The sequence below is a fragment of the Vibrio sinaloensis genome, assembly GCF_000808535.1.
Taxonomy (GTDB): domain Bacteria; phylum Pseudomonadota; class Gammaproteobacteria; order Enterobacterales; family Vibrionaceae; genus Vibrio; species Vibrio sinaloensis_D.
The window spans coordinates 146241-172950 of the sequence record NZ_JWLV01000012.1 but is presented as its reverse complement, the minus strand read 5'-3'; the positions used below and the strand labels follow the sequence as shown (position 1 = coordinate 172950).

Sequence of the window (26710 nt, the reverse complement as noted above, 5' to 3'; positions counted from 1 at the left end):
GATGCTAGACTATCGCACCTGATAAATCTCGCCGTTTTCTTGTAGCGAGGTTTTTAATAGGATGTTGCGATTTTGGTGTTTGAAACGATGCCAAAACCGGACACTAGTGTCGTGTCTAAAAGTTACGCAATCAAAGAATCTTTTTCCCGATAAAAGTAGTGCAAGTGCGTATGATTACAATAAAGAAGGGTTTGGACCTGCCTATCGCAGGAACTCCTACCCAGGTGATTAATGATGGTAAGACCATCAAAAAAGTCGCCTTGCTTGGCGAAGAGTACGTCGGCATGCGTCCTACTATGCATGTCCGCGTAGGCGATGAAGTAAAGAAAGCTCAAGTTCTTTTTGAAGACAAGAAGAATCCTGGGGTCAAATTTACTTCACCAGCAGCTGGTAAAGTGATCGAAATTAACCGTGGCGCTAAGCGTGTCCTTCAATCTGTTGTGATTGAAGTGGCAGGCGAAGAGCAGGTAACGTTCGATAAGTTTGAAGCTGGCCAACTAGCAAGTCTTGACCGTGAAGCGGTGAAAACTCAGTTAGTTGATTCAGGTCTTTGGACTGCTTTACGTACTCGTCCGTTCAGCAAGGTTCCATCAATTGAGTCTTCTACACAGGCTATCTTCGTAACTGCTATGGATACTAATCCACTAGCGGCACAGCCTGAGTTGATCATCAATGAACAACAAGAAGCGTTCGTTGCCGGTTTAGATGTGCTTTCAACTCTGACTGATGGCAAGGTTTACGTATGTAAATCAGGCGAAAGTCTTCCTCGTTCTTCTCAATCCAACGTTGAAGAGCATGTATTTGATGGCCCTCACCCAGCAGGTCTTGCTGGCACCCACATGCATTTCCTATACCCAGTAAATGCAGAAAATGTGGCGTGGAGCATCAACTACCAAGACGTTATTGCGTTTGGTCAGTTGTTCCTAACTGGCGAACTTTACACTGATCGCGTTGTTTCTCTGGCTGGTCCAGTAGTGAACAATCCTCGTCTTGTTCGTACGACTATAGGTGCTAGCCTAGAAGACATCACGGACAACGAGTTGATGCCTGGTGAAGTTCGTGTGATTTCTGGTTCAGTACTAACTGGTACTCATGCAACTGGTCCTCACGCTTACCTTGGTCGTTACCACGTACAGATTTCTGTATTGCGTGAAGGCCGTGAGAAGGAACTGTTTGGCTGGGCAATGCCTGGTAAGAACAAGTTCTCGGTAACTCGCTCATTCCTTGGTCACATCTTTAAAGGTCAGTTGTTCAACATGACAACAACGACTAATGGTAGTGATCGTTCTATGGTTCCAATCGGCAATTACGAGCGCGTAATGCCACTAGATATGGAACCTACTTTGCTCCTTCGCGATCTATGTGCTGGCGATACTGACAGTGCAGCGGCACTAGGTGTACTAGAGCTAGATGAAGAAGACGTAGCATTGTGTACCTTTGTTTGTCCTGGTAAGTACGAGTACGGTGAACTACTTCGTGAATGCCTAGATAAAATCGAGAAGGAAGGGTAATTTTCATGGCTCTTAAAAAGTTTCTTGAAGACATCGAGCATCACTTTGAGCCAGGCGGCAAACATGAAAAATGGTTTGCTCTGTACGAAGCTGTCGCGACAGTTTTCTACACACCTGGTCTAATTACAAAGAAGAGCTCACACGTTCGTGATAGCGTTGACCTAAAACGTATCATGATCATGGTTTGGTTCGCGGTGTTCCCAGCGATGTTCTGGGGCATGTACAACGCGGGTGGCCAAGCTATCGCAGCGCTTAACCACATGTATGCTGGTGAGCAACTTGCAGCTGTAGTTGCAGGTAACTGGCATTACTGGTTAACCGAAATGCTGGGCGGCACGTTAGGTGCAGAAGCCGGCATTGGCAGTAAAATGCTATTAGGTGCGACTTACTTCCTACCTATCTACGCAACGGTATTTATCGTCGGTGGTTTCTGGGAAGTGTTGTTCTGTATGGTGCGTAAGCACGAAGTTAACGAAGGTTTCTTTGTTACTTCTATCCTGTTTGCACTGATCGTTCCACCAACGCTACCTCTATGGCAAGCAGCGCTAGGTATTACCTTCGGTGTTGTTGTTGCTAAAGAGATCTTCGGTGGTACTGGTCGTAACTTCCTTAACCCAGCACTTGCTGGCCGTGCTTTCCTATTCTTTGCTTACCCAGCGCAAATCTCGGGTGACGTAGTTTGGACTGCAGCTGACGGCTTCTCTGGTGCAACGGCGCTTAGCCAATGGGCACAAGGTGGTAACGGTGCACTAGTGAATACAGTAACTGGCGCTCCAATCACTTGGATGGACGCATTCATCGGTAACATTCCTGGCTCTATTGGTGAAGTATCAACACTTGCACTTATGATTGGCGCCGCGATGATCGTTTACATGCGAATCGCTTCTTGGCGCATCATTGCAGGTGTGATGATCGGTATGATTGCAACAGCAACGCTGTTTAACGTAATCGGCTCTGATACTAACCCAATGTTCAACATGCCATGGCACTGGCACCTAGTTCTTGGTGGCTTTGCATTCGGTATGTTCTTTATGGCAACAGATCCTGTATCCGCTTCATTTACTAACAAAGGTAAGTGGTGGTATGGCGCGCTAATTGGCGTGATGTGTGTACTGATTCGTGTAGTTAACCCAGCATACCCAGAAGGTATGATGCTGGCGATTCTATTCGCGAACCTGTTTGCACCTCTGTTCGACCATGTAGTTATCGAGAAGAACATCAAGCGGAGACAAGCACGCTATGGCAAGTAATAACGACAGCATTAAAAAGACGCTGGGTGTTGTTATCGGGTTGAGCCTTGTTTGTTCAATCATCGTTTCAACAGCAGCCGTGGGTCTACGCGATAAGCAAAAAGCTAACGCTGTACTAGATAAGCAAACTAAGATCGTTGAAGTAGCTGGCATTGACGCTGAAGGTAAAAAAGTACCTGAGCTATTTGCCCAGTACATTGAACCACGTCTAGTTGACTTCAACACAGGTGACTTCCTTGACGGTGATGCAGCAACTTACGACCAACGTAAAGCTGCTAAAGATCCTGCTGAATCTATCAAGCTAACGGCTGAAGAAGATAAAGCGAAGATCCTACGTCGTGCAAACACTGGTGTTGTATACCTAGTTAAACAAGGCGATGACGTATCAAAGATCATCCTTCCTGTACACGGTACTGGTCTATGGTCAATGATGTACGCTTTCGTTGCAGTTGAAACTGACGGTAACACTGTGTCTGGTATCACTTACTACGAGCAGGGTGAAACTCCTGGACTTGGTGGTGAAGTTGAGAACCCAACATGGCGTGCTCAGTGGGTTGGCAAGAAACTGTTCGATGAAAACCACAAGCCTGCAATCAAGATTGTTAAAGGTGGCGCTCCGCAAGGTTCTGAGCATGGTATCGACGGTCTTTCTGGTGCAACACTAACTGGTAACGGTGTTCAAGGCACATTTGATTTCTGGTTAGGCGATATGGGCTTTGGTCCATTCCTAGCAAAAGTTCGTGACGGAGGTCTGAACTAATGTCTAGCGCACAAAACATTAAAAAGAGCATCTTAGCGCCAGTATTGGATAACAACCCAATCGCGCTACAGGTTCTAGGTGTATGTTCTGCTCTTGCAGTAACTACCAAACTAGAGACTGCATTCGTTATGACTCTAGCGGTTATCTTCGTAACTGCGCTGTCTAACTTCTGTGTATCTCTAATCCGTAACCACATTCCTAACAGTGTGCGTATCATCGTCCAGATGGCGATCATCGCATCTCTAGTAATCGTGGTAGACCAAGTGCTAAAAGCTTACCTATACGATATCTCTAAGCAGCTATCTGTATTCGTAGGTCTGATCATCACGAACTGTATCGTAATGGGTCGTGCTGAAGCATTCGCAATGAAGTCTGCGCCACTACCATCTCTAATCGACGGTATTGGTAACGGTCTTGGTTACGGTTTCGTTCTTATCACTGTTGGTTTCTTCCGTGAACTGTTTGGCTCAGGCAAACTGTTCGGCATGGAAGTACTTCCTCTAGTGAGCAACGGTGGTTGGTACCAGCCAAACGGTCTGATGCTACTAGCACCGTCTGCATTCTTCCTAATCGGCTTCCTAATCTGGGCAATCCGTATTCTGAAACCAGAACAAGTAGAAGCGAAGGAGTAAGGACGTCATGGAACATTACATTAGCTTATTAGTTAAATCGATTTTCATCGAAAACATGGCTCTGTCTTTCTTCTTGGGTATGTGTACTTTCCTTGCAGTATCTAAGAAAGTTAAGACTTCATTTGGTCTAGGTGTAGCAGTAGTTGTGGTACTAACCATCGCTGTTCCAGTAAACAACCTAGTTTACAACCTAGTACTAAAAGAGAACGCTTTAGTTGAAGGTGTTGATCTTAGCTTCCTAAACTTCATCACCTTTATCGGTGTAATCGCGGCACTTGTACAGATTCTAGAAATGGTTCTAGACCGCTTCTTCCCACCTCTGTACAACGCACTAGGCATCTTCCTACCGCTGATCACAGTAAACTGTGCAATCTTCGGTGGTGTATCTTTCATGGTACAGCGTGACTACAACTTTGCTGAATCTGTTGTTTACGGTTTCGGTTCTGGTGTGGGCTGGATGCTAGCTATCGTCGCTCTTGCAGGTATCCGTGAGAAGATGAAGTACTCTGACGTACCTCCAGGTCTACGTGGTCTTGGTATCACGTTCATCACTGTAGGTCTTATGGCGTTAGGCTTTATGTCTTTCTCTGGTGTTCAACTGTAAGTCGGGTAAACCGCAACAATTAAGGAATAGTCAATGGACATTATTCTTGGTGTAGTGATGTTTACTCTGATCGTACTTGCGCTAGTACTAGTGATTCTTTTCGCTAAGTCTAAGCTTGTACCAACAGGTGACATTACAATTTCTGTGAACGGTGACGACTCGCTTGCTATCGTTACACAACCGGGCGGTAAGCTTCTGGGTGCTCTAGCTGGTGCTGGCGTATTCGTTTCTTCTGCTTGTGGTGGCGGTGGCTCATGTGGTCAGTGTCGCGTAAAAGTTAAATCAGGTGGTGGTGACATCCTACCGACCGAGCTTGACCATATTACTAAAGGTGAAGCGCGTGAAGGTGAGCGTCTAGCGTGTCAGGTTGCAATGAAAACTGACATGGACATCGAACTTCCTGAAGAGATCTTCGGCGTTAAGAAGTGGGAATGTACAGTTATCTCTAACGATAACAAAGCGACATTCATCAAAGAGCTTAAGCTACAAATTCCAGATGGCGAATCAGTACCTTTCCGTGCTGGTGGTTACATCCAGATTGAAGCACCAGCTCACCACGTTAAGTACGCTGACTTCGATGTACCTGAAGAGTACCGTGAAGATTGGGACAAATTTAACTTGTTCCGTTACGAGTCTAAGGTAAACGAAGAAACGATCCGTGCTTACTCAATGGCTAACTACCCAGAAGAAGAAGGTATTATTATGCTGAACGTGCGTATCGCTACGCCGCCGCCTAATAATCCTGATGTACCACCTGGTATCATGTCTTCGTTTATCTGGTCTCTTAAAGAAGGCGACAAGTGTACTATTTCTGGTCCATTTGGTGAGTTCTTCGCGAAAGACACAGACAACGAGATGGTCTTCGTTGGTGGTGGTGCGGGTATGGCGCCAATGCGTTCGCATATCTTCGACCAACTTAAGCGTCTGAAGTCTAAGCGTAAGATGTCTTTCTGGTACGGTGCGCGTTCGAAGCGCGAAATGTTCTATGTAGAAGATTTCGATGGCCTAGCAGCTGAAAACGACAACTTCGTATGGCACTGTGCACTGTCTGACCCTATGCCAGAAGATAACTGGGATGGTTACACAGGCTTCATCCACAACGTACTGTACGAAAACTACCTGAAGGACCATGAAGCGCCTGAAGATTGTGAGTACTACATGTGTGGTCCACCGATGATGAACGCTGCTGTTATCGGCATGCTGAAAGATCTAGGTGTAGAGGATGAAAACATCCTACTGGATGACTTCGGTGGTTAATCTACCTAAGTGATTGAATCTATGGCTGGCTCGATTGAGTCAGCCATTTCTTTTTCGGTTTTCCGAATTGATAGAGGCAAGGTTGATTGGCTTCAGTCTCATTCCCTCTATCCATTTAATAAACGACAATAGGAGTTAACAAGTGAAAAAGTGGCTTGTTGCATTTGCTTCTCTATTGGTTTTAGCGGGTTGTGAAAAGCCGGCTGAACAGGTACACCTAACTGGCCCAACGATGGGCACGACTTACAATATTAAGTATATTTCTGCTGATGGCGTTCCTTCACCAGAGGTATTACAAAAAGAAGTCGATCGTTTACTGGAAGAAGTGAACGATCAAATGTCGACCTATCGTAAAGACTCGGAGCTGAGTCGCTTCAACCAGAGTCAATCCGCGGATGCCTTCGAAGTTTCGCCGCAAACCGCGACGGTAGTGAAAGAAGCAATCCGTTTAAACGGTCTTACTCAAGGTGCATTAGATGTGACAGTTGGACCATTGGTGAACTTATGGGGATTTGGCCCTGAAGCTCGTCCAGAGGTCGTACCTACAGATGAAGAGCTCGCGCAGCGTAAAGCGATGACGGGCATAGAGCACCTTTCTGTAGTAGGCAACACTCTTCAAAAATCGATTCCAAATCTGTATGTGGACTTGTCTACGATAGCAAAAGGGTGGGGCGTGGATGTGGTTGCAGATTACATTCAATCTCAAGGTATCCTAAACTACATGGTTGAAGTCGGTGGTGAGATGCGTCTCAAAGGGCTAAACCGTGAAGGGGTCGCTTGGCGAATTGCGATAGAGAAACCTTCGGTGGAAGAGCGCGCTATTCAAGAGATCATTGAGCCGGGTGACATGGCCATCGCGACATCAGGCGATTACCGCAACTATTTTGAGCGAGATGGAGTTCGTTATTCGCACATTATTAACCCAGCAACAGGCAAGCCTATCAACCACAAAGTGGTATCGGTTACGGTGCTCGATAAATCATCGATGACAGCCGATGGCCTAGCAACAGGGCTGATGGTGCTTGGTGAAGAGCAAGGCATGAAAGTTGCCGAAGAAAACAATATCGCCGTATTTATGATTGTGAAAACTGATGACGGATTTAAAGAGTTAGCTTCATCCGCCTATAAACCGTACATGAACAAATAAGACCTAAGTGAGCATGTCAGTATGAATACATTTCTAATTACCTTTGGTGTGTTTATGGCCGTGATTGGCGCAATGTCAATTGGCTATATTATCCAAAAAAAAGTTGTAAAAGGGAGCTGTGGTGGCTTAGGTGCAGTTGGTATCGAAAAAGTCTGCAACTGCCCAGAGCCGTGTGATGCGCGTAAAAAGCGCGAAGCTCGTGAAGCAGCCCGTCAAGAAAAGCTGGCGGCGTGGGAAAAAGACCGTATTGCTTAACGAAAAACGCCCAAGTTTAACTTGGGCGTTTTTGTCTCTACGTCATAGTGGGCTAAACGCACAGTCAGCCGGTCGCGACAATCTGATTACGCCCTCTTTCCTTCGCGACGTAGAGGCGGTCATCGGCGATTTTAATCTGCTCGTTCAACGAGGCTTCAAGTGAGCAGACACCGATACTTATGGTCACCTTGATTTCTTGTTGGTTGTGCTTGATTGGCGTCTTTTGGAGTCGTTGACGCATCTGCTCTAGCCGAGCAATGAACTCTTTATTATCCGAACATGATTGAATGCAAAACTCTTCACCACCAAAACGAGCAACGACATCGTCAGGGAAGTAGATTTTTAAGATATTGGCGACAGTGACGAGCGCGGCATCCCCACCATCGTGACCATAGGTGTCATTGACCTTCTTGAAATGATCAATATCCAACATTGCGATACTGCGCTTCTCACACCCTGAACAAACCTGATTGAATAAGAAACGGCGATTCCAAAGCCCAGTTAAAGCATCTTGGTTTGCCATGCGGTAGAGATTATCTGTGGCTTCTTTCATATCCAGTAACTGGTGAACGCGGCAGTAAAACTCTTCATGATTAAACGGTTTATTCAGGTAATCATTGGCACCCGCTTTAAGAAATCGAGCCGTCATCGTACTGTCATCACTTCCAGAGACTCCCAGAATCGCAAGACTGTTTTTATCATACTGTTGGCGAATCTCACGAGTCATGGTGATGCCATCTTTGCTAGGCATATCATGGTCAGTAATGATGAAAGTGATGTCACTGTTTTCCGCTAGCTTGTGCAGAGCGTCGCTGCCATTGACGGCTTGGGTCGTTCGAATGTACTGATGCTCGAGAAGTTGGCTGACGTGGCGACGTACAGTTTGAGAGTCATCCACGACCAAAGCATGATGGTTGACGTTGTTGATCAGACGCTTAGCCAACGGAAGTAAGTAAGACACCGAAGCCATACTGTCTTTAAGGATGTAGTCAACAACGCCCTTTGCAAGGAAATAATCGCGGGTTTGCTCGTTAAAAGTCCCGGTAAGAACAATCACTTTTTGCTGGTGCTCTAGAACAAGATCGATGACCTCCCCATCTTGAGCATCGGGCAAGCAATAATCGAGCACCGCAAAATGGAACTCACCATGAGTGTCTAACGCTTGTTGCGTCTCTTGATAAGTCTCACACCCTATGACGTGACAACCTAACGACTCCAGCTGTTGAACAAGATAATTTCGGTAAGCTCGACTATCCTCGACCACCAATACTTTGTTGCCCAAACGGTGACTCCCTATCTCAAGATTCTGTTTCCTAATAATAACTGGATATTCTGATACTTCTATAAGCACAGTACAAAAATTGGCTTTTCACCACGCTATTGGCGACAGGGGGAGAAAGGTTTATACTGTTTTTATATACAGCTTTTGGTGCGAGTGTATGAGCGAAGAAACGATCAGAAAAATCATCCATGTGGACATGGATTGCTTTTATGCCGCAGTTGAAATGCGTGACAACCCCAGTTATCGAGGGCGCCCTCTTGCTGTCGGTGGTCATGAAAAGCAGAGGGGGGTATTGAGCACGTGCAATTACGAGGCGAGAAAATTCGGTATTCGCAGCGCTATGCCCACAGCGAGAGCGCTGCAACTATGCCCCCACTTGCTGGTTGTTCCGGGGCGCATGCAAGTCTATAAACAAGTATCTCAGCACATTCGAGAGATATTTTCTCGTTACACTTCTCTTATCGAGCCTTTGTCTCTGGATGAAGCATTTCTGGATGTCACTCACTCAAAGCAATGTCGCGGTAGTGCTACCCTGATCGCAGAGGCTATTCGGCGAGACATTTTTGAAGAGCTTCAATTGACGGCGTCGGCAGGCATCGCGCCCGTGAAGTTTCTGGCCAAAGTCGCATCGGATATGAATAAGCCCAATGGGCAATATGTCATCACACCTGAACGAGTCCAAGAAGAAGTCGATAAGTTGCCACTTGAGAAAATTCCGGGTGTGGGCAAGGTGAGTTTGGAGAAACTGCATCAAGCGGGCTACTTTGTGGGCAAGGACATCAAGGAGAGTGATTATAGGGAGTTATTGCTTCGCTTTGGGCGTTTGGGTGCGTCGTTGTGGAAAAAAAGCCATGGTATCGATAACCGTGAAGTCATTGTTGAACGTGAGCGAAAATCGGTTGGCGTAGAGAGAACATTTTCTGAAAACATTTCGAGTTACGATCAATGTTGGCATGTGATTGAGGAGCGATTGTTCCCCGAACTCGAAAAGCGCTTGATAAAAGCTTCACCAAATAAAGCCATCATTAAGCAAGGCATCAAGCTGAAGTTTGCCGATTTCCAATTAACCACGATTGAACACATTCATTCAGAGCTCGATCTCGACCATTTTAAGCAACTGCTACAAGATATCCTCAAGCGCCAAAACGGTCGAGAAATTCGATTGTTAGGCTTGAGTGTCATGCTCAAGCCAGAGCTGCAAACCAAGCAATTAAGTTTCTTCTAGTTGGTTTACCGAGTTTGTTCAACCCACTGTTTAACCTCTTTAAATGGGGTGGTCTCATATTGCCCAAATCCAGGAAGCGTACGCGCTTTAATCTTGGTAAAAAATGGAGTGGCAATTCCACATAGAAATTTCGTTTTCAGCTGTGACGTGAGTGGCCTCCTCGCTTTCTCTTCCAACTGAGTAAGCCAGCCGTCAATTAAGTGCTTGTTAGAGTCTGGTTGAGGGCATTTGGGCAATACGGTGATCTCGCCTCGACAAACGCTGCAATGCCCACACTGTGTTGGGGCGGCTTTGTCTCCAAAATAGTTTGCCAGCCTTGAGCTTAGGCACTGATCCGATTGGAAAAACTCGATTAAGTGGTGAATGCGCGCAATATCGCTGCTTTCCTTTTCATGGAATAGAGTTGCTAGTTTTGATACCACAGCGCTAATATTAGGCACTTTTTCGACATGGTAAACCTCAGTCATTAACTTACTTTCAAGCTCAATCCACCCCTTCTCATTAAAGTAATCGAGCGCCGCGATAGCGCGGGCGCGATCGCCTTGAAATTGATGCCACAGCGTATCAAAGTCTACCTGACACCAAGTTCTGGCTTGGGGAGAGCAATTAAACAGTGCTTGAATGAATTGGCGACGTTCAGGATCAAAGTGGTCAATAATGCGTTGCTTGTCCAGCAAGAACTTAAATCGATAATCGGCAAAATAACTGTATTTAGAACGTATCACCCCTTCCATTTCCAAATAGACCAGAAGGGTTTTTAACGGCAGTTGGCGGATATTACAATCAGAAGATAGACGGCTCAGCACGATCTCCCATTGAGGGACGGATTGTTGCGCTTGTTCAATGAGGCTCTGGATTTCATCGGGTTCCGGGGTATCGCCATAGATAAAGTTTTCAAGCGTACTGATGCCATTTTGGTTGCCGAGTAAAACACAATGAGAGAGGTTGCCGTCTCTGCCTGCTCGACCGATTTCTTGAGCATAATTTTCAATAGATTTTGGTAAGTCGTAGTGGATGACTCGACGGATGTCGGATTTGTCGACGCCCATGCCAAATGCAATCGTCGCGACAATGCAGTCTATGTCACCTTTCATAAAGTGGCTTTGAATCTGCTCTCGATCGTCATTGTTCATACCGGCGTGATAGGCATTCGCATTGATACCACTATCACGAAGTAGTGTTGCTACTTGTTCAGCGGCACTTTGTAGAGTGACATAAACGATGGTTGGCGCTTTTGAATTGGATTGAAGCAGCTTGACCAGTGTTTCGGGCTTTTGGTCATCATCACAAGGTGTGACCGAAATATCGAGGTTGGGGCGGTAGAATCCAGTGGTCACGATATGGTTTGGTTCGATGGAAAACTTTTGCTGCATATCTTGAATAACAGCCTGTGTTGCCGTGGCGGTTAAAAGTAGCACTTGCTCAATGTTGAGCTCTTTCTGGTATAGCGGCAGCTTGAGGTAGTCAGGGCGAAAGTTATGTCCCCACTCAGAGATACAGTGGGCTTCATCAACCACCAATAATGAGATGGGAACCTGTGAGATAAATTGGCGAAAACGCTCGTTTTTAAGTCGTTCTACTGAAATCATCAATACCTTTATGTGCCCTTGCTTCACGCCATCTATTACCTGTCGAGATTCCTCTTTTGTTTGGCTGGAATCAATGGATGCAGCGGGTATCTGCTTGCTTTTGAGAAATTCGAGTTGGTCTTTCATTAACGCAAGAAGTGGAGACACAACCAAGGTTAAGTGCGGCAACATCACCGCGGGCAGTTGATAGCAGAGAGATTTTCCTGACCCTGTTGGAAAGATGGCGGCTGAAGAGCGACGTTGTAGGACATGTTCGATCACTTGTTGTTGCCCCAACCTGAGTGACTCGAAGCCGAAAATGCGATTCAGGGTGTGTTGAATATCCAGTTGATGGTTTGAAGGTTCCATAGCGCCTTTGCCAGTATCTTTCCGTTGCAATGCACACTATTCTAGGAGGAATCGCGATAATGGAACATGATTTTAGTATGAATAAGTTGGATCTAAGGCAGACTATCCTCGATTCACTTGAGCAAAAGTGGCGAGTTGCCCAGAGTTCGATGCAAAGGGCTGTGGAATCCGCAACCGATGAAGAGACCGTACCGGAGCATAAATATGATACTTTGGCGCTCGAGGCCTCGTACCTAGCCCATGGTCAAGCGGTTCGTGTGCAGGAGTGCGAACGGGAAATTCGAATGTTCCGAGAACTCGAATTGCCAGAATCGCCACAACACGTTGTGCTAGGGAGCTTGGTCGCGGTCGTTGATATGAGCGATCGAACTCAATATTTTTTTGTCGCTCCTTGTGCAGGTGGTTTGAAAGTTGAACTTGATGGTACTGAAGTGCTGTTGGTGACTTTTCAATCTCCACTTGGGCTGGCGTTGAAGGGGAAGTCTGTGGGCGATGAGTTGGAATACCAAGTGTCGTCCACGACGTTTAGTTACGAAATAGAAACCATAAGCTGACAAAATAGGTATTGAGTTTTGCTATGGTAACGCTGAATCAACATAGTGAGAAGAGTATGAAAAAGGTATTACTGACGCTTCCATTGCTTTTATCTAGCCACGTTTATGCGGCTCAATGCCAAGTCGATATCAAGAATGAAATTCACTTGAGTGGGGACAAACTCGAGATTCATCAAGCAAGCGGAGAGGCTGCCGTTCTAGATAAGCAGAACAACCTGATCATTCAGGGGGAAACCATCACCTTGAATTCGGAGCAAAAAAAGGCGGTGAGCAACTATCGTGAGAGCCTCAATGAGTACTTACCGCGCGCTAAACAAATTGCGCAAGATGGCTTAGCGTTGGCGAACGATATAGTGGATGATGTTGCAGAGAGTTTTGATGCGCCAGAAGCTTTTGATGGCGTTAAACAATCCATGAAACAGTTCTACGCTGACATTGAAGCTCGCTACTACCAAAATGGCGATCTGATTCTCCCTGCTGAGAGCTTTGACTCGTTAGCTAAGACTTGGAATGATGATTTAGATAAAGCGATGGCCCTTTTTAATCAAGAGTTTATTACGAGTGCATTCGGGGCGATGTCTGAAAAAATGAAAGCGGAAGGCGGTCTCAATTTGACAGAAATGGCCAACTCGATGGCAGAGTTGAAAGAGCGCATCGCGAGTCGAATCGCTGAGCACCAGTCTCAGGTTGAACAGCAAAGCGAGGATTTTTGTGATTCGCTCGGTGAAATTGCCGAACAAGAACAGCAACTGCATCAAAAAATACCTCAACTTAAAGACTATAAGGTCTTTACCATCTAAACTTTAAGAGCACCGATAGGGTGCTCTTTTTGTAGACAATCTCGTATGGATTGTATTTAATCCCCGCTCATTTAGGAGCTGTGTATCAAGCGTTTCGTGCAGATATCTAATTTCTCGATCAAACAACTTACGGTTATCGCCTCTGTCATGATGGCGGTGACCTTTGTACTTTTCTATTTAACGTTCCGATATTTTTGGACCTACGATACCGCGGTTGAGCTGGCTATTGAGCGGCAAAATGAGGAAGTTCGTCGGGTTAAGACCCTCATACACCTACAAAAAAATGATTTAGCCAAAAGCATTTCAGATTACGCTGCATGGGATGAAGTCGTCGATTTTATCGAGGGTAACAACGACGATTTGCTGGTCGATAGCATCAACGAACATTCGTTTTCGGCACTGCAGATAAACGGTGTGTTTATTTTTGATGCCGATGTGAGCCTGATGTGGGGAAGGATGTACGATTACATCTACAAGCAAGAACTTTCCTATGATGAGATTCGCTATAAATTTGGTGCGCTCTTAGCCGATAGCCTGCGCTCTCGCACGGATAGAATTACGCCGTTTGTTCGATTTCTCGTTCTTAACGAACAGCCACATTTGTTAGCAACCTCGCGAGTGTGTAATAGCGATGGTATCGACTGCGACAAAGGCTACATGATGATACTCAAACCTGTGGGAGAGACTTTCAGTCGTACATTGCAACAAGCCACAGGGCTTCAAGTTGATATTAAAACGAAGCGAGATGACGACACAATTTTGGATCATGCTCAGGATAACATCTCCATCATTGAGAAGAATGATTATAGAAATGATGAGACGGTGTTTCTTGAAATTCATCACTCAGTAAAATTGCCCCCTTTTATCACCTGGGGAGAGCTTTCGGCCGTGTTGGCTTTTGCTGTGTTTATGTTCGCGTTTAACTTGAGTGTGGTGCACATTATGGTTCGTCCAATCAAACGGGCTCGTCGCGCGTTGGACCAATTGATGAGTGGCGAGTCCTCGCAACTGACGCAACAAGATACGTTTATTTCTTATGAAATGCGTGATTTTGTCTACCGAGTCAATGAAGTTATCAGCCAGCTCGAAAGCAAGCAGCAAGAACTTGAATGGATCGCTCATCATGACGCGTTAACCAAAGTCGGCAATCGGCGCAGTCTCCAGCAGCATTGGCAAACGTTAGTCGAAAAACAGCCGAAGCACACTAGCTTGCTTCTCATCGATATTGATTACTTTAAACCGTTCAATGATCACTATGGACACGTTGAAGGTGACAATGTTCTTCAGCAAGTCGCCACTGCACTCAAAGAGGCACCGACCGAAAGCTCGAAGTTTGTTGCTCGCTTTGGTGGCGAAGAGTTTTGTGTGGTCTTGAGCAATGACTCACCGCTCAATAACCGGCAAGAAGCTGAGTGGCTCAGAGCTGCAGTAGAAACACTGAAGATTCGTCACCACTATTCACCGATTGCCGCCCACCTGACGGCTTCCATTGGCGTGGCCGACTGCGGTTTACAGCCCTTAGGTGACTTACAAGATCTGTTTCTGGTGGCGGATCGCGCGCTCTATGAAGCAAAAGATGCTGGACGTAACCAAGTAGTGATCCATTCCTCTGAGCGTTAAGTTCTGTGTCATCTTTTGTTTACAGATAAAGCTGACTGTTTTTTGTCCCATCGACTTTAATTAAGTTCCAATATCATTGCTGATTGTAGATTTTTCTTTTATTGTACTAGTCAACTAGTTCAATGGTGCAAGTGAAGTTATATGGCACAAGTAGATACCTCTCAATCTCGTGAACATTTTGGTTCACGTCTTGGTTTTATTCTGGCTGCGGCAGGTGCTGCGGTTGGCCTAGGTAACATTTGGGGATTTCCAACTCAAGCAGCGAGTAATGGCGGTGGTGCGTTCTTGCTTGTTTATTTGGTGATGATTCTTGTTGTTGCCTTCCCTATGCTGGTGGTTGAGATGGCGATTGGTCGCCACGGGCAAGCTAACCCTGTTGATAGCATGCGTTCGTTGACCTCTAACCCTATTGGTAAGCGTGTTGGGGCAGCGGTAGGCTGGATTGGTTTAAGTGTCCCAAGTGCGGTACTGGCGTTTTACAGTATCGTTGGTGGTTGGTTGATTTGCTTCCTGTTAGGCGCAATCACGGATGTGTTGGGCATGGAAGCGGCGACGGCTTGGTTTAAAGGCTTCAGTGTTGAACGTAACCTTTTCGGTACCATCACTTTTTACGTTCTGACGATTTTAATTGTTCAAGGCGGGGTGAAGCAGGGCATAGAGAAATGGTCGACTCGCCTGATGCCTGCGCTGTTTGTGCTGTTTGGTCTGCTTTTTATCTACATCATGACGCAAAGCGGTGCGATGGAAGGGTTAAAGCACTACTTGATCCCAGACTTTGAGAAAGTAATGGACCGCAAGTTAATCTTAGCGGCGATGGGGCAAGGGTTCTTCTCGCTGACGATTGGCGGCTGCTCGATGCTGATTTATGGCTCTTATCTGAGTAAGAAAGAGAACTTACCGAAGATGGCGATGAACGTTACGCTGGTGGATACTGCAGTTGCGTTTATTGCTGGATTGGTGGTTATGCCTGCCATGTTTGTTGCGATGCAAAAGGGCGTACAGATTTATGCTGAAGATGGTTCGCTACTCAGTTCTGATACCTTAGTGTTCACAGTGCTGCCACTGATGTTTGACAGTTTAGGCTTGCTTGGCCAGCTGTTTGCTATTGTGTTCTTCTTGCTACTAACCATTGCTGCCTTGACGTCATCTATCTCGATGTTGGAGTGTCCGGTTGCTCTGGTCAGCGAGCGTTTCAATACAAAACGTACGTCAACGAGTTGGGTACTTGGTGGCTTGATTGCGCTGTTGAGTGTCATCATCGTGTACAACTTTGGGGAGCTATTTGGGTTGGTGGCGATGGTTGCAACTCAATATCTGCAGCCAGCAGCAGCTTTACTATTCTGCTTATTTGGTGGCTGGGTATGGAATCGCCATTCTAAGATTAAAGAGCTAGAGCAAGGGTGCCCGGAGTTTACTCAGGGGTGGTTTGGTAAGCTATGGCCAGCTTACGTGAAGTTTGTCTGCCCGATCCTTGTCGCGACCGTTATTTGGGCATCATTTGGTTAATTGCCTAAACCTCACCAACACAAAGAGCCCGCATAGTCATATGCGGGCTCTTTGTTTTAGCGGTTTAGTCTACTGAGTTGGAGTGTTGATTTGACCTGTAGTCAAAGGATCAACATCAAGATCCGTCACTTCTTCAATAAACTCTTCTACGACCTGTTCGACTTCTTCGTCATCTTGCTCAAAGTAAGCTAAGTGGAAGATCGCATCACCTTCGTTTACCAAAGGTAGTGTCTGTTGACCGATAACAATGCCGCCTTTGCGAGCCGTGAGTTCAATCTCACTGTGACCAAGAGGGGCGCTGATGTACGCCAATACTTGGCCCTTCTCTACCTTCTCACCCAGTGTGACGACAGTACGCAAGATACCATCGCTTTCCGCACGCAACCAGCTGGTGGATTTTGCAATCACATGAGGTGGCAGCTTTTTACGGCTTGAGCGTAGCATACCAATGGCTTGCATCACGCGCTGTACACCGATGAAACCTGCACTGATACAGATTGGCTCAAAGCGCAGTGCTTCGCCCGCTTCGTATGTCAGTACAGGAATGCCCAGGCGTTCAGCTTCGCTGCGCAGAGAACCGTCTCGAAGTGGAGCATCGACGATAACTGGCGTCGCAAACGCCTGAGCAATTCTTAGGGTTTCTGGGTTACTCAGATCAGCACGGATCTGAGGCAAGTTTGTACGATGGATCGCACCAGTATGTAAATCCAGAATGTAATCACAGCGCTTCGCTACTTGAGAGAAGAAAGTATGCGCCATACGTGATGCAAGCGATCCTTTCTCACTGCCAGGGAAGCAGCGGTTTAAATCACGTCTATCTGGTAGATAGCGAGACTTATGGATAAAGCCAAATACGTTAACAATAGGAACGGCGATAACCGTCCCTTTTAGCTTGCTTGCGTCGATGGTGTTGATGAGCTGTCTTACGATTTCGACACCGTTCAGTTCGTCACCATGGATCGCGGCATTCACCATCAAAACGGGACCCGCTAAGCGGCCGTTGATGATCTCTACAGGAATTGATAGAGGTGAGTGGGTATAAAGCTTGGCAGCTTCTAACTCAATGACCTTACGTTCACCCGGCGAGACAAGCTCGCCGAGAAATTCAAATGCGCTATTCTTTTTAGCCTTTGCCACGAGTTTTTGTCCTTTTACTTGCCGCATTTTTCTCAATAAATTCGACAATCATTCCAGCAATGTCTTTACCAGTTGCGGCCTCAATACCTTCAAGACCTGGAGATGAGTTTACTTCCATGACCAATGGACCACGGTCTGATCTGAGTAGATCCACCCCAGCCACATTTAGACCCATTATTTTCGCTGCTGCGACGGCAGTACGGCGTTCTTCAGGAGTGATCTTGATTAAAGATGCACTGCCACCACGGTGTAGGTTCGATCGGAATTCACCTTCTGCACCTTGGCGTTTCATCGCAGCAATCACTTTGTCACCAATCACGAAACAGCGAATATCCGCGCCGCCCGCTTCCTTGATGTACTCTTGCACCATGATATTCGCTTTTAGTCCCATGAATGCTTCAACCACGCTTTCTGCAGCTTTACGAGTTTCAGCAAGAACCACACCGATACCTTGAGTGCCTTCAAGTAGCTTAATAACTACGGGTGCACCACCGACCATTTCAAGTAGGTCTTTGACGTCATCAGGCTTGCTTGCAAACCCAGTGATCGGCATACCAATGCCTTTACGTGATAATAGTTGCATTGAGCGCAGTTTGTCACGTGAACGAGTGATGGCGACGGACTCATTGACTGGGTATACGCCCATCATTTCGAATTGGCGAAGTACCGCTGTACCATAGAAGGTGACTGATGCACCGATTCGAGGAACAATCGCATCAAAACCAGATAGCTCTTCACCTTTGAAGTGTATTTCTGGCTTCTCTGAGTTGATATTCATGTAACAACGCAGCGCATCAATCACTTTCACTTCGTGGCCACGGCTTTCTGCCGCTTCAATTAAACGCTTTGTTGAGTATAAGTTCGCGTTGCGAGACAGAATACCAATTTTCATTATTTGCTTTCCTCGAAAGGGACTAAAAACGATTCAACAGGGTCGACAATGATGCGCTCGTGCATTGCAGTGCGACCTAACAACATGCGAAAAGCCATATTTTCGCGATTAGTTAATGTAATTTCGATTGGCCAACTTTTTCCGCCAATACTCAGTTCTGATTCGATCACGTAGCGTGCTTCTTCATGGCCACCTGAATCGCGAACGATACGCTCATCAATGACTTTCGCTTCACAGACTGTTTCGAATTCCGTGTCATGTTGTTTTGGGTGGATCCAAAAGCGAACCCACAGAGCTTCATCCTTTTTAAAGCTCTCTACTTTGAACGCGTGTAAGCAAGACGTCCTGGCTCCGGTATCAATTTTTGCGTTAATTTCATTAATACCTAAACCTGGCAGGCTAAGAGTTTCTCGCCAGCCGACTAATAGTTTTTCTTTCATCGCAGTAACATATTTTTAGAGAGTATTTAAGATGTTCGGGTGAAGTGAACATCCCCAACATGACCGGTCGAATTTGTGCCGAGTCTTGTGCTTGAAGAGAGTAAGAATGTACCCATAGGCGCTTCAAGGAGGGGGAATTTAGCAACCGAGATTCGGTGTGACTAACGAAAAAAACTCACCGTCACGACAAAGAAAATTTATCGAAAGGAAAGCTGAAGTATTAAAAAAGCCAGCTAATCTGAGCTGGCTTTTTGGATAAGTTGAAGTAATGCGAAATGCTTTACGCTTTTTCTGGAATAGCTTCTAGTAGAGCGACCATTTGCTCCCAGAATAGGGCAACGGTATCAATCTTCACTTTTTCATCTGGAGAGTGAGGGAACTTGATGGTTGGACCGAAAGAGACCATATCCATGTTCGGGTAAGGTTCTTTAAATAGACCACATTCTAGACCTGCGTGGATTACCATGATGTTTGGCTTGTGGCCGTAGATGCCTTCGTACATATCACGGAAGATAGCCATGATTTCAGAATCTGCATCCGGTTTCCAGCCAGGGTAAGCGCCAGAGAACTCGATACTTGCACCTGCTAACTCAGCAACTGAAGTCAACATGCCTTCCACTTGCTGACGACCTGAGTCAATAAGAGAACGCACAAGGCAGAGAACTTGAATTTTGTCTTCTTCAGTGGTGATTACACCAACATTCAGAGAAGTTTCAACGACGCCCTCGATTTCATCGCTCATACGGATCACACCATTTGGACATGCGTTTAGAGCGGCGATGAAGCGTTGCTGATCTGCGATGGTTAAAACTTGAGCGTCGGTGTCGATGGCTTCATTAAAAGAAACAATGTCGGTTTCTACTTTACCGAGTTCAGTTTTTAATAGGTTGGTGTAGAACTCAAATAGCTCTGCCAACTTTGCTTCGTTTTCAGCAGGAACCGCGACAGTGACGAAAGCTTCACGAGGAATCGCATTACGTAGGCTGCCACCACGGAACTCCACTAGACGAAGATCAAGTTCTTGGGCGTGACCTGCAAGGAAACGTGCAACCAATTTATTTGCGTTACCACGACCTGTATGAATATCACAACCAGAGTGACCACCTTTTAGGCCTTTTAGCACTAGCTGACGAGTCACGTAACCTGCTGGGATTGCTTCACGCTTGATATCGAAAGTCATTTCACCGTCGATACCACCCGCACAACCCATGTAGACTTCGCCTTCTTGCTCTGAGTCAGTGTTCAAAAGGATCTCACCTTCCAACCAACCTGCTTCAAGACCAAACGCGCCTGTCATGCCTGCTTCTTCATCAACCGTCAGCAGAACCTCGATTGGACCGTGCTTAATATCTGTAGAGGCAAGTACTGCTAGACACGATGCCATGCCCATGCCGTTGTCAGCACCCAGAGTCGTCCCTTTCGCTGTTACCCATTCGCCATCGATATAAGGTTGGATTGGATCTTTAGTGAAGTCATGATCGGTGTCTTCATTCTTCTGCGGCACCATATCGATGTGCGCTTGCAGAACGACGCCTTTCTTGTTTTCCATGCCCGGTGTTGCTGGTTTTTTAATGAACACGTTGCCTGTTGGATCACGACGAACGTCTAGACCTTGCTCTGTCGCCCAATTGACAATGTATTGGGCAAGCGCTTCTTCATGTTTAGAAGGGTGAGGGATGGAACAGATCTTATCGAAAAACTGCCATAGTGGAGCAGGTGATAAGTTGCTGATTTCAGAATGGAATTCAGACACGGATGACTCCTTATAAAGAATAATGCCAGATCTTATGACTTCAACATTTCAAATTTCAGATGATTAATCTAGATGTGACCTATTAAGTAGACGCACAGAATAGCACTCTCCGAGATTCGGGTGTAGAGAAAGAAGTGAGGATTTGTTTCGCTGCTATCACAGAATACTGATTTTATCTGCAATGCTTATGTTACCGGACTCTTATCAGGTGTAAGAAACAAAAATAATAAATTGATATAACTGTAATTAAATTACAATATTTGTTTGATCTAAGTCAATTGGTGAACTTTTTGTGACTTTTGTCACTTTTGTGCTTGTAATTAAATTTCTTTGAGGTATATTTACACCAACTTCGAAAGCGAAGAGAAAATGCTCAAAGGATGAGTCCGATTTGTCGCCTCCAAGGAACCGAGAAATCAATAGTGTTTATTTAGTTTTCATTGATTTAGAAGGTGATAGTTATGAAAGGTTTACCAAGTGCAGCGTTCTGGCTAAACAGCTCAGTTTACACAGGCAGCTTTACTTACCCAACAAGCTTCGGATACTAATCCAAGTTTGTGACTCTCGAACAAGTTTGTTCACCCCTATATATTGGAATTTTTTTACAGCTCCTATATAGCTGACATGATTCAACCGCCACTCAAATTGAGTGGCGTTTTTTTATCCCTTTTACTTTCCGATTAAAAAGTGCACACCGATAAAGTGTTTCTTCTATCGCTTTGAGTTCCCTGCATATTATTCGCATAAACACATATTCCCTCCGCGTTTCTTACACAAATCCAACCGGTAATTTTTCTCATAAGTATAAAAAATAACCGAACAGTGTTTTATATGGTTCGCAGTCTTAGTGATTGAATTTTATCGGGTATTTTTACACTAGATTGGTCGGTTGATCTTAAATAGACAAGCTAGATGGTAGAAATGTTGATTAGAGTGTTAATTCTATCTGGAATTTGAAATTTTATAACTTTATAATTCCGGCCAATCGATTACGCAACCGTTTACTTTTTACCCTTTTAGGATTCGATCATGTTCGAAAAACTGTTCAAACTCAGTGAAAACGGCACGAACGTTAAAACTGAGATCATCGCGGGTGTTACCACCTTTTTAACCATGGCCTACATTATCTTTGTTAACCCAGCAATGTTAGCAGATGCAGGTATGGATAAAGGCGCTGTGTTTGTCGCTACCTGTCTTGCTGCGGCAATTGGCTGTTTCATTATGGGTTTTGTTGCGAATTATCCTATCGCGCTTGCTCCAGGTATGGGCTTAAATGCCTTCTTTACCTACGGTGTTGTTCTAGGTATGGGGCATTCATGGCAGGTTGCGCTTGGGGCTGTATTTGTCTCAGGTCTCATCTTCATGGCCTTGAGTATTTTTAAGGTTCGTGAGTGGATCATCAACTCGATCCCGATGTCTCTTCGTACTGGTATTTCTGCAGGTATCGGTTTGTTCTTGGCATTTATCGGCCTGCAAAACTCAGGCATTGTTGTCGACAATCCAGCAACCTTGGTTGGTCTTGGCCATATTACTGGTCTCCAGCCTGCTCTTGCTGCTCTTGGCTTCTTTTTGACCATTGGTCTTGTCTATCGAGGCGTTCGTGGCGCGGTAATGATTGCAATTTTGATCATTACAGTGATTGGTTTGATGTTGGGTGATGTTCAGTGGGGCGGTATTATGTCTACGCCACCAAGTGTTGCACCAACATTCATGCAAATGAATATCGCCGATGTCTTCGAAGTGGGTATGATTTCTGTGGTGTTCGCATTCCTGTTCGTTGACCTATTCGATACGGCAGGTACTCTGGTTGGCGTTGCGCAAAAAGCTGACCTTATTAAAGAAGATGGCAAACTACCGCGTTTAAGCAAAGCGTTACTGGCTGATTCTACCGCGACGTCAGTTGGTGCGATGATTGGTACATCAAGTACAACATCTTACGTTGAATCAACAGCTGGTGTGGCTGCTGGTGGTCGTACTGGTCTTACTGCCGTTGTAGTTGGGGTGTTGTTCCTTTTAGCTCTTTTCTTCTCACCATTGGCGGGCATGATCCCAGCTTACGCAACAGCGGGTGCGCTATTCTACGTTGCGATCCTAATGATGTCTGGATTGGTAAGTGTTGACTGGCGTGATCTAACAGAAGCGGCTCCAGTCGTAGTGACTTGTCTTCTAATGCCATTAACTTACTCAATTGCTGAAGGTATCGCGCTTGGCTTTATCTCTTACGCAGCGATTAAACTGTTGAGTGGCCGTGGTCGTGAAGTTTCAATCAGTGTGTGGGTTCTTTCTGCAGTCTTCATTCTTAAGTACTTGTTTGCTTAATTAGACTTACCTATCACATTTTTGAGCATCGCTATGGCTGTTTCTCTGCTGTAGCGATGTTTTTTCGTTTTGAGGAGAGGTTAATCATTGGTATTACCAGTCTCATCCGTTAAAATAAACGTTTGCGTAGCTTTTCCCCAACTTGCTAAAGCACTCCAAACCGACAGTCACGCTTTGTGGGGATGCGGATTTTTCAAATTATTAGGTTATTACAATGGCTAAGAAATTCATTATCACATGGGACCAAATGCACACATTCTGTCGCGAGTTGGCTGAGAAACAGATGCCAGCTGAGCAGTGGAAAGGTATTTGGGCGGTAAGCCGTGGTGGTTTGGTTCCCGGGGCAATTCTTGCTCGTGAGCTCGGTATTCGTCACGTTGATACGATTTGTATCTCAAGCTATGACCACGACCACCAACGTGATATGACTGTTGTAAAAGCACCTGAAGGTGACGGTGAAGGCTTCCTGATCGTGGAAGACCTAGTTGACAGTGGTGATACCGCGCGTAAGTTACGTGAAATGTACCCGAAAGCAAAATTGATTGCTGTTTGTGCAAAACCTGCTGGAGTAGAACTGCTAGACGATTACGTGGTAGACATTGCTCAAGATACATGGATTGAGCAGCCATGGGACATGTCTATCCAGTACGTTGAGCCAATCAACCGCAAACAAAAGTAATCAAAATGGCACAATGCCGCTGATTCTTGATAAATGGCCCTTTATTGGGCCATTTTTTTTTATACAATTTAGAAAAGCACATTTACTAGGTTAAGCCCATGTCTGAGGAAGTCAGCAAGAATCTCTCTGAAACGTTGTTTGCGAATCATAAGCAAGCGAAAGAAACCTCGGAACTGACTCGATATATGCCAAGTAGCCAGAGCTTCTTGGATGAAAAGCGTGAGAGTGACGGATACAAGTGGTATCGAAATTTGCGTCGAATGCAATGGACGTGGCAGGGCTTAGATCCAATCGAGATTGAAGCGGTGCTCGCCAAAATCGCAGCTTCGAAGCATTCCCGAACTCATGAAGAGTGGTTAGACACCGTCATGGGGTATCACAGTGGTAACTGGACCTATGAGTGGACGAAGCTCGGCATGCTTCACCAAAAGCGTTCATCGCAACTGAAGGGCGAAGACGCGGCTGATGAGCTTTTTAATGCGTCACTCTGTTTTAGCATTGCCGGCTATCCGCATCTAAAAAACGATAATCTGGCGACTCAGGCGCAAGTTTTAGCAAGTTCTGCATATACCGAAGCGACCAAGAAGACTAAGTACATCGTAAAGCGGTTAGAGATCCCTTATCAGAAAAAAAGCATTATTGCTCACCTTCACCTTACCAGTACCGAAAAGCCGCAACCTGTGGTGATTGTGAGTGCTGGGCTGGACAGTTTGCAAACCGACTTGTGGACCGTTTTCCGTGACCATCTTGCGAAGAAAAATATCGCGATGCTAACCGTCGATATGCCTTCGATTGGGCACAATACGCACTGGAACTTAACTGAAGACACGTCAGTATTGCACCAGGCTGTGCTCAATGAGTTGTACTCCATTCCTTGGGTCGATCATCACAGAGTAGGGCTGATTGGTTTTCGCTTTGGTGGTAATGCGATGGTGCGTCTTTCATTTTTGGAGCAAGATAAAATCAAGGCGTGTGTCTCGATGGGGGCTCCGATCCATGATGTCTTATCATCACCCGATAAGCTCAAGAGTATGCCGAAGATGTACCTTGATGTGCTGGCGTCGCGTTTAGGCAAAAATGCAGTTGATATTCATAGCCTGTCGAGTCAACTGATGGCTTGGTCGTTGAAAGTGCAGGGGATATTGTCTAGCCGTAAAACTCGTGTCCCTATTTTGGCAATGAGCTTAGAAGGAGATCCTGTTTCCCCTTATAGCGATAATCAGATGGTTGCTTTATACAGCGACTACGGTAAAGCGAAGAAAATCAGTGCAAAAACAATTACACAAGGATATGAGCAATCCCTCGATTTAGCGATTAAGTGGCTAGAAGATGAGCTAATGAGATGACATCTCAAGTATTTTAGACGACACTGATATTAGGCTGTACCTAGACTAACAAGTCCTGGAATCAGCCTTTTATAATAATTTCAGTGATGAATATGGAGATTCATAATGTCTGATACTATAAAAAAGCCGACTCACTATCGTTTGGTTTCCGTTATGAGGGCAATTGGACCTTATTTACGCGAATCGCAGTGTGAAGAAGGGGCTTATTTGTTTGATTGCTTGTCTGTTTGTGTAGACGATAAAAAGTCACCAGAAAAAAGAGAGTTTTGGGGGTGGTGGTTAGAGCTCAATCTACAAGATGGTGTATTCCAAGCACGCTATCGCACTGGGCTTTATGATGTGACTGGAGATTGGCAAGAAAAGAGCATACCGAAAAAAGTGGTCGAGGACGTCAACCGTACTCAAGTGGCGTTCCATGACAAGCTCGTCGAAACCTTGAAAAGTCAATTTGCACTAGAGGTTCAAATGCACGAAGAATCTGTCGAATTCGTCTGATTTTCATCGTTTACCCTCTACCAACAACAAAAAGGCGCGTTTTCGCGCCTTTTCTACTTGTGAATTTACCATTTGATTGCTAAAACATCAGGTCTAATCAATCTTCAGCGTCTTGTTGTGACTGCGTCGATTGTGACGGTTTGTATTTATTTCATAGTAGAAAGGCAATGAATCAAGAAAGCGGAAAAGTACTACAGCCACAGACTGTGGTAGTGAAACTAGGTACTAGTGTATTAACTGGTGGAACGCTGGCGTTAGACCGAGCTCATATGGTTGAGTTGGTTCGTCAATGCGCTGAGCTAAAAAAACAAGGCCACTCAGTGGTGATGGTTTCGTCTGGCGCCATCGCGGCTGGTCGAGAGCACCTAGGTTACCCCGCATTGCCCAACTCTATGGCCAGTAAGCAACTGTTAGCGGCCGTTGGTCAAAGCCAATTGATTCAAACGTGGGAATCATTGTTTGCTATCTACGGTTTGAAAATTGGTCAGATGTTGCTGACGCGGGCAGATTTAGAGGATCGCGAGCGCTTCTTAAATGCTCGTGACACCATCAACGCGCTGGTTGAAAACGATATTATTCCCGTTGTTAACGAAAACGATGCCGTTGCGACCAGTGAAATCAAAGTTGGTGACAATGATAACTTATCGGCATTGGTTGGTATTTTGTGTGGTGCCGACAAGCTATTGCTGCTGACCGATCAAAAAGGATTATTTACAGCAGACCCTCGTAAAGATCCTAACGCTGAGTTAATCAAAGAAGTGAAAACCATTGATGATACACTGCGTAAAATTGCTGGTGGTAGTGGCACAACGCTAGGCACTGGCGGTATGGCGACTAAGTTACAAGCCGCTGATATCGCACGACGAGCAGGTATTGAAGTTATTATCGCCGCAGGTAGCGCTCCGAATGTTGTTTTTGACTCATTGAGTGATGAGCCACAAGGGACCCGTTTCCTTCCGTGTGAAGAAGCGCTCGAAAACCGCAAGCGTTGGATCTTGGCAGGTCCTGCAGCATCAGGCGACATTGTCATTGATGATGGCGCGGTTAATGCGGTGGTAGAGAAAGGAAGCAGCTTGCTTGCCAAAGGCTTGACGGGAGTGAGCGGTGAGTTCGCGCGAGGTGATGTTGTCCGTGTTACTGACGCTCAAGGTAAGCTGGTTGCACGTGGTATCGCCAGCTACTCAAGCCAAGATATGGCTAAAATCGTCGGCAAACACAGCAAAGATATTATCGGTATTTTAGGTTACGACTACGGCAGTGAAGTGCTTCATCGTGACGACATGGTCGTAATCCAAGAATAAGGAAAGAA

The 26710-nt window shown here is 45.6% G+C and carries 24 protein-coding genes; 18 read left to right on the top strand and 6 right to left on the bottom strand.

Features of this window, described 5'->3' with window-relative positions; genetic code table 11:
- Window positions 1-170: 170 nt before the first annotated feature.
- From RJ47_RS09560 to nqrM, 8 genes are all read left to right on the top strand, one after another.
- Entirely contained in the window at window positions 171-1511 is a 1341-nt protein-coding gene (locus RJ47_RS09560; protein ID WP_039483473.1) for a Na(+)-translocating NADH-quinone reductase subunit A, read from the top strand.
- A gap of 5 nt (window positions 1512-1516) precedes the next feature.
- A complete protein-coding gene (locus RJ47_RS09555) occupies window positions 1517-2761 on the top strand; it encodes an NADH:ubiquinone reductase (Na(+)-transporting) subunit B (RefSeq protein WP_005473496.1) in 1245 nt (414 codons plus the stop codon).
- Window positions 2751-3521, top strand: a complete 771-nt coding sequence (locus RJ47_RS09550) for a Na(+)-translocating NADH-quinone reductase subunit C (protein ID WP_039483470.1) — start codon at window positions 2751-2753, stop codon at window positions 3519-3521. Before RJ47_RS09555 ends, RJ47_RS09550 begins: the two co-directional genes overlap by 11 nt.
- Entirely contained in the window at window positions 3521-4153 is a 633-nt protein-coding gene (locus RJ47_RS09545) for an NADH:ubiquinone reductase (Na(+)-transporting) subunit D (RefSeq protein ID WP_005473461.1), read from the top strand. The genes RJ47_RS09550 and RJ47_RS09545 overlap by 1 nt, the downstream gene beginning before the upstream one ends.
- 7 nt (window positions 4154-4160) lie before the next feature.
- On the top strand, window positions 4161-4757 hold the full coding sequence (gene nqrE, locus RJ47_RS09540) for an NADH:ubiquinone reductase (Na(+)-transporting) subunit E (RefSeq protein ID WP_005436652.1): 597 nt from the start codon (window positions 4161-4163) through the stop codon (window positions 4755-4757).
- Window positions 4758-4790: 33 nt separating this feature from the next.
- Window positions 4791-6014: an NADH:ubiquinone reductase (Na(+)-transporting) subunit F gene (nqrF, locus tag RJ47_RS09535; protein WP_038215609.1), complete on the top strand. Its 1224-nt coding sequence runs from the start codon at window positions 4791-4793 to the stop codon at window positions 6012-6014.
- 142 nt (window positions 6015-6156) lie between these two features.
- A complete protein-coding gene (locus RJ47_RS09530) occupies window positions 6157-7161 on the top strand; it encodes an FAD:protein FMN transferase (protein ID WP_038190756.1) in 1005 nt (334 codons plus the stop codon).
- Window positions 7162-7182: 21 nt separating this feature from the next.
- A complete protein-coding gene (gene nqrM / locus RJ47_RS09525) occupies window positions 7183-7416 on the top strand; it encodes a (Na+)-NQR maturation NqrM (protein ID WP_005473545.1) in 234 nt (77 codons plus the stop codon).
- A gap of 64 nt (window positions 7417-7480) precedes the next feature.
- Here the strand turns inward: nqrM and RJ47_RS09520 are convergent, their stop codons facing one another.
- Entirely contained in the window at window positions 7481-8698 is a 1218-nt protein-coding gene (locus RJ47_RS09520; protein WP_039476630.1) for a diguanylate cyclase, read from the bottom strand.
- 157 nt (window positions 8699-8855) lie between these two features.
- On the opposite strand from RJ47_RS09520, the gene dinB reads away from it, so the two are divergent.
- Window positions 8856-9923, top strand: coding sequence for a DNA polymerase IV (gene dinB, locus RJ47_RS09515; RefSeq protein WP_039483467.1), 1068 nt, complete (start codon window positions 8856-8858; stop codon window positions 9921-9923).
- A gap of 5 nt (window positions 9924-9928) precedes the next feature.
- Here the strand turns inward: dinB and RJ47_RS09510 are convergent, their stop codons facing one another.
- Window positions 9929-11860 carry a RecQ family ATP-dependent DNA helicase gene (locus tag RJ47_RS09510; protein ID WP_039483464.1) on the bottom strand — a complete coding sequence of 644 codons (1932 nt, stop codon included), beginning with the start codon at window positions 11858-11860 and terminating at the stop codon, window positions 9929-9931.
- A gap of 59 nt (window positions 11861-11919) precedes the next feature.
- Here RJ47_RS09510 and RJ47_RS09505 point away from each other — a divergent pair, with 59 nt between their 5' ends.
- From RJ47_RS09505 to RJ47_RS09490, 4 genes are all read left to right on the top strand, one after another.
- A complete protein-coding gene (locus RJ47_RS09505; RefSeq protein ID WP_231565945.1) occupies window positions 11920-12414 on the top strand; it encodes a GreA/GreB family elongation factor in 495 nt (164 codons plus the stop codon).
- A 56-nt stretch (window positions 12415-12470) separates the two neighbouring features.
- The gene (locus RJ47_RS09500) at window positions 12471-13214 is read left to right on the top strand and encodes a YggN family protein (protein ID WP_039476756.1); all 744 of its coding nucleotides are present in this window, start codon (window positions 12471-12473) and stop codon (window positions 13212-13214) included.
- 96 nt (window positions 13215-13310) lie between these two features.
- Entirely contained in the window at window positions 13311-14834 is a 1524-nt protein-coding gene (locus tag RJ47_RS09495; protein ID WP_039483461.1) for a diguanylate cyclase, read from the top strand.
- Between the two features lie 141 nt (window positions 14835-14975).
- Complete coding sequence (locus RJ47_RS09490; protein WP_005473500.1) at window positions 14976-16340, top strand: sodium-dependent transporter; 1365 nt, start codon at window positions 14976-14978, stop codon at window positions 16338-16340.
- A gap of 69 nt (window positions 16341-16409) precedes the next feature.
- Here the strand turns inward: RJ47_RS09490 and RJ47_RS09485 are convergent, their stop codons facing one another.
- The 4 genes from RJ47_RS09485 to RJ47_RS09470 form a co-directional block, all read right to left on the bottom strand.
- The gene (locus tag RJ47_RS09485; RefSeq protein ID WP_039483457.1) at window positions 16410-17504 is read right to left on the bottom strand and encodes a succinylglutamate desuccinylase/aspartoacylase family protein; all 1095 of its coding nucleotides are present in this window, start codon (window positions 17502-17504) and stop codon (window positions 16410-16412) included.
- Window positions 17464-18369 (bottom strand): 30S ribosomal protein S6--L-glutamate ligase, encoded by a 906-nt coding sequence (gene rimK / locus RJ47_RS09480; RefSeq protein ID WP_005473485.1) that lies wholly within the window; start codon window positions 18367-18369, stop codon window positions 17464-17466. Before rimK ends, RJ47_RS09485 begins: the two co-directional genes overlap by 41 nt.
- Window positions 18369-18809 (bottom strand): ATP-dependent zinc protease, encoded by a 441-nt coding sequence (locus tag RJ47_RS09475; protein ID WP_005473502.1) that lies wholly within the window; start codon window positions 18807-18809, stop codon window positions 18369-18371. Before RJ47_RS09475 ends, rimK begins: the two co-directional genes overlap by 1 nt.
- Before the next feature lie 280 nt (window positions 18810-19089).
- The gene (locus tag RJ47_RS09470; RefSeq protein WP_039483454.1) at window positions 19090-20562 is read right to left on the bottom strand and encodes an aminoacyl-histidine dipeptidase; all 1473 of its coding nucleotides are present in this window, start codon (window positions 20560-20562) and stop codon (window positions 19090-19092) included.
- 1029 nt (window positions 20563-21591) lie between these two features.
- On the opposite strand from RJ47_RS09470, the gene RJ47_RS09465 reads away from it, so the two are divergent.
- The 5 genes from RJ47_RS09465 (at window position 21592) to proB (ending at window position 26702) form a co-directional block, all read left to right on the top strand.
- Window positions 21592-22881 (top strand): NCS2 family permease, encoded by a 1290-nt coding sequence (locus tag RJ47_RS09465; RefSeq protein WP_005473593.1) that lies wholly within the window; start codon window positions 21592-21594, stop codon window positions 22879-22881.
- 214 nt (window positions 22882-23095) lie between these two features.
- Complete coding sequence (tet(34), locus tag RJ47_RS09460) at window positions 23096-23560, top strand: oxytetracycline resistance phosphoribosyltransferase domain-containing protein Tet(34) (protein ID WP_005473584.1); 465 nt, start codon at window positions 23096-23098, stop codon at window positions 23558-23560.
- A gap of 98 nt (window positions 23561-23658) precedes the next feature.
- Complete coding sequence (frsA, locus tag RJ47_RS09455; protein WP_038190736.1) at window positions 23659-24906, top strand: esterase FrsA; 1248 nt, start codon at window positions 23659-23661, stop codon at window positions 24904-24906.
- Window positions 24907-25011: 105 nt separating this feature from the next.
- Window positions 25012-25401 carry a sigma factor-binding protein Crl gene (gene crl / locus RJ47_RS09450; protein WP_038190735.1) on the top strand — a complete coding sequence of 130 codons (390 nt, stop codon included), beginning with the start codon at window positions 25012-25014 and terminating at the stop codon, window positions 25399-25401.
- 167 nt (window positions 25402-25568) lie between these two features.
- A complete protein-coding gene (gene proB, locus RJ47_RS09445; protein WP_038139580.1) occupies window positions 25569-26702 on the top strand; it encodes a glutamate 5-kinase in 1134 nt (377 codons plus the stop codon).
- Window positions 26703-26710: the final 8 nt, after the last annotated feature.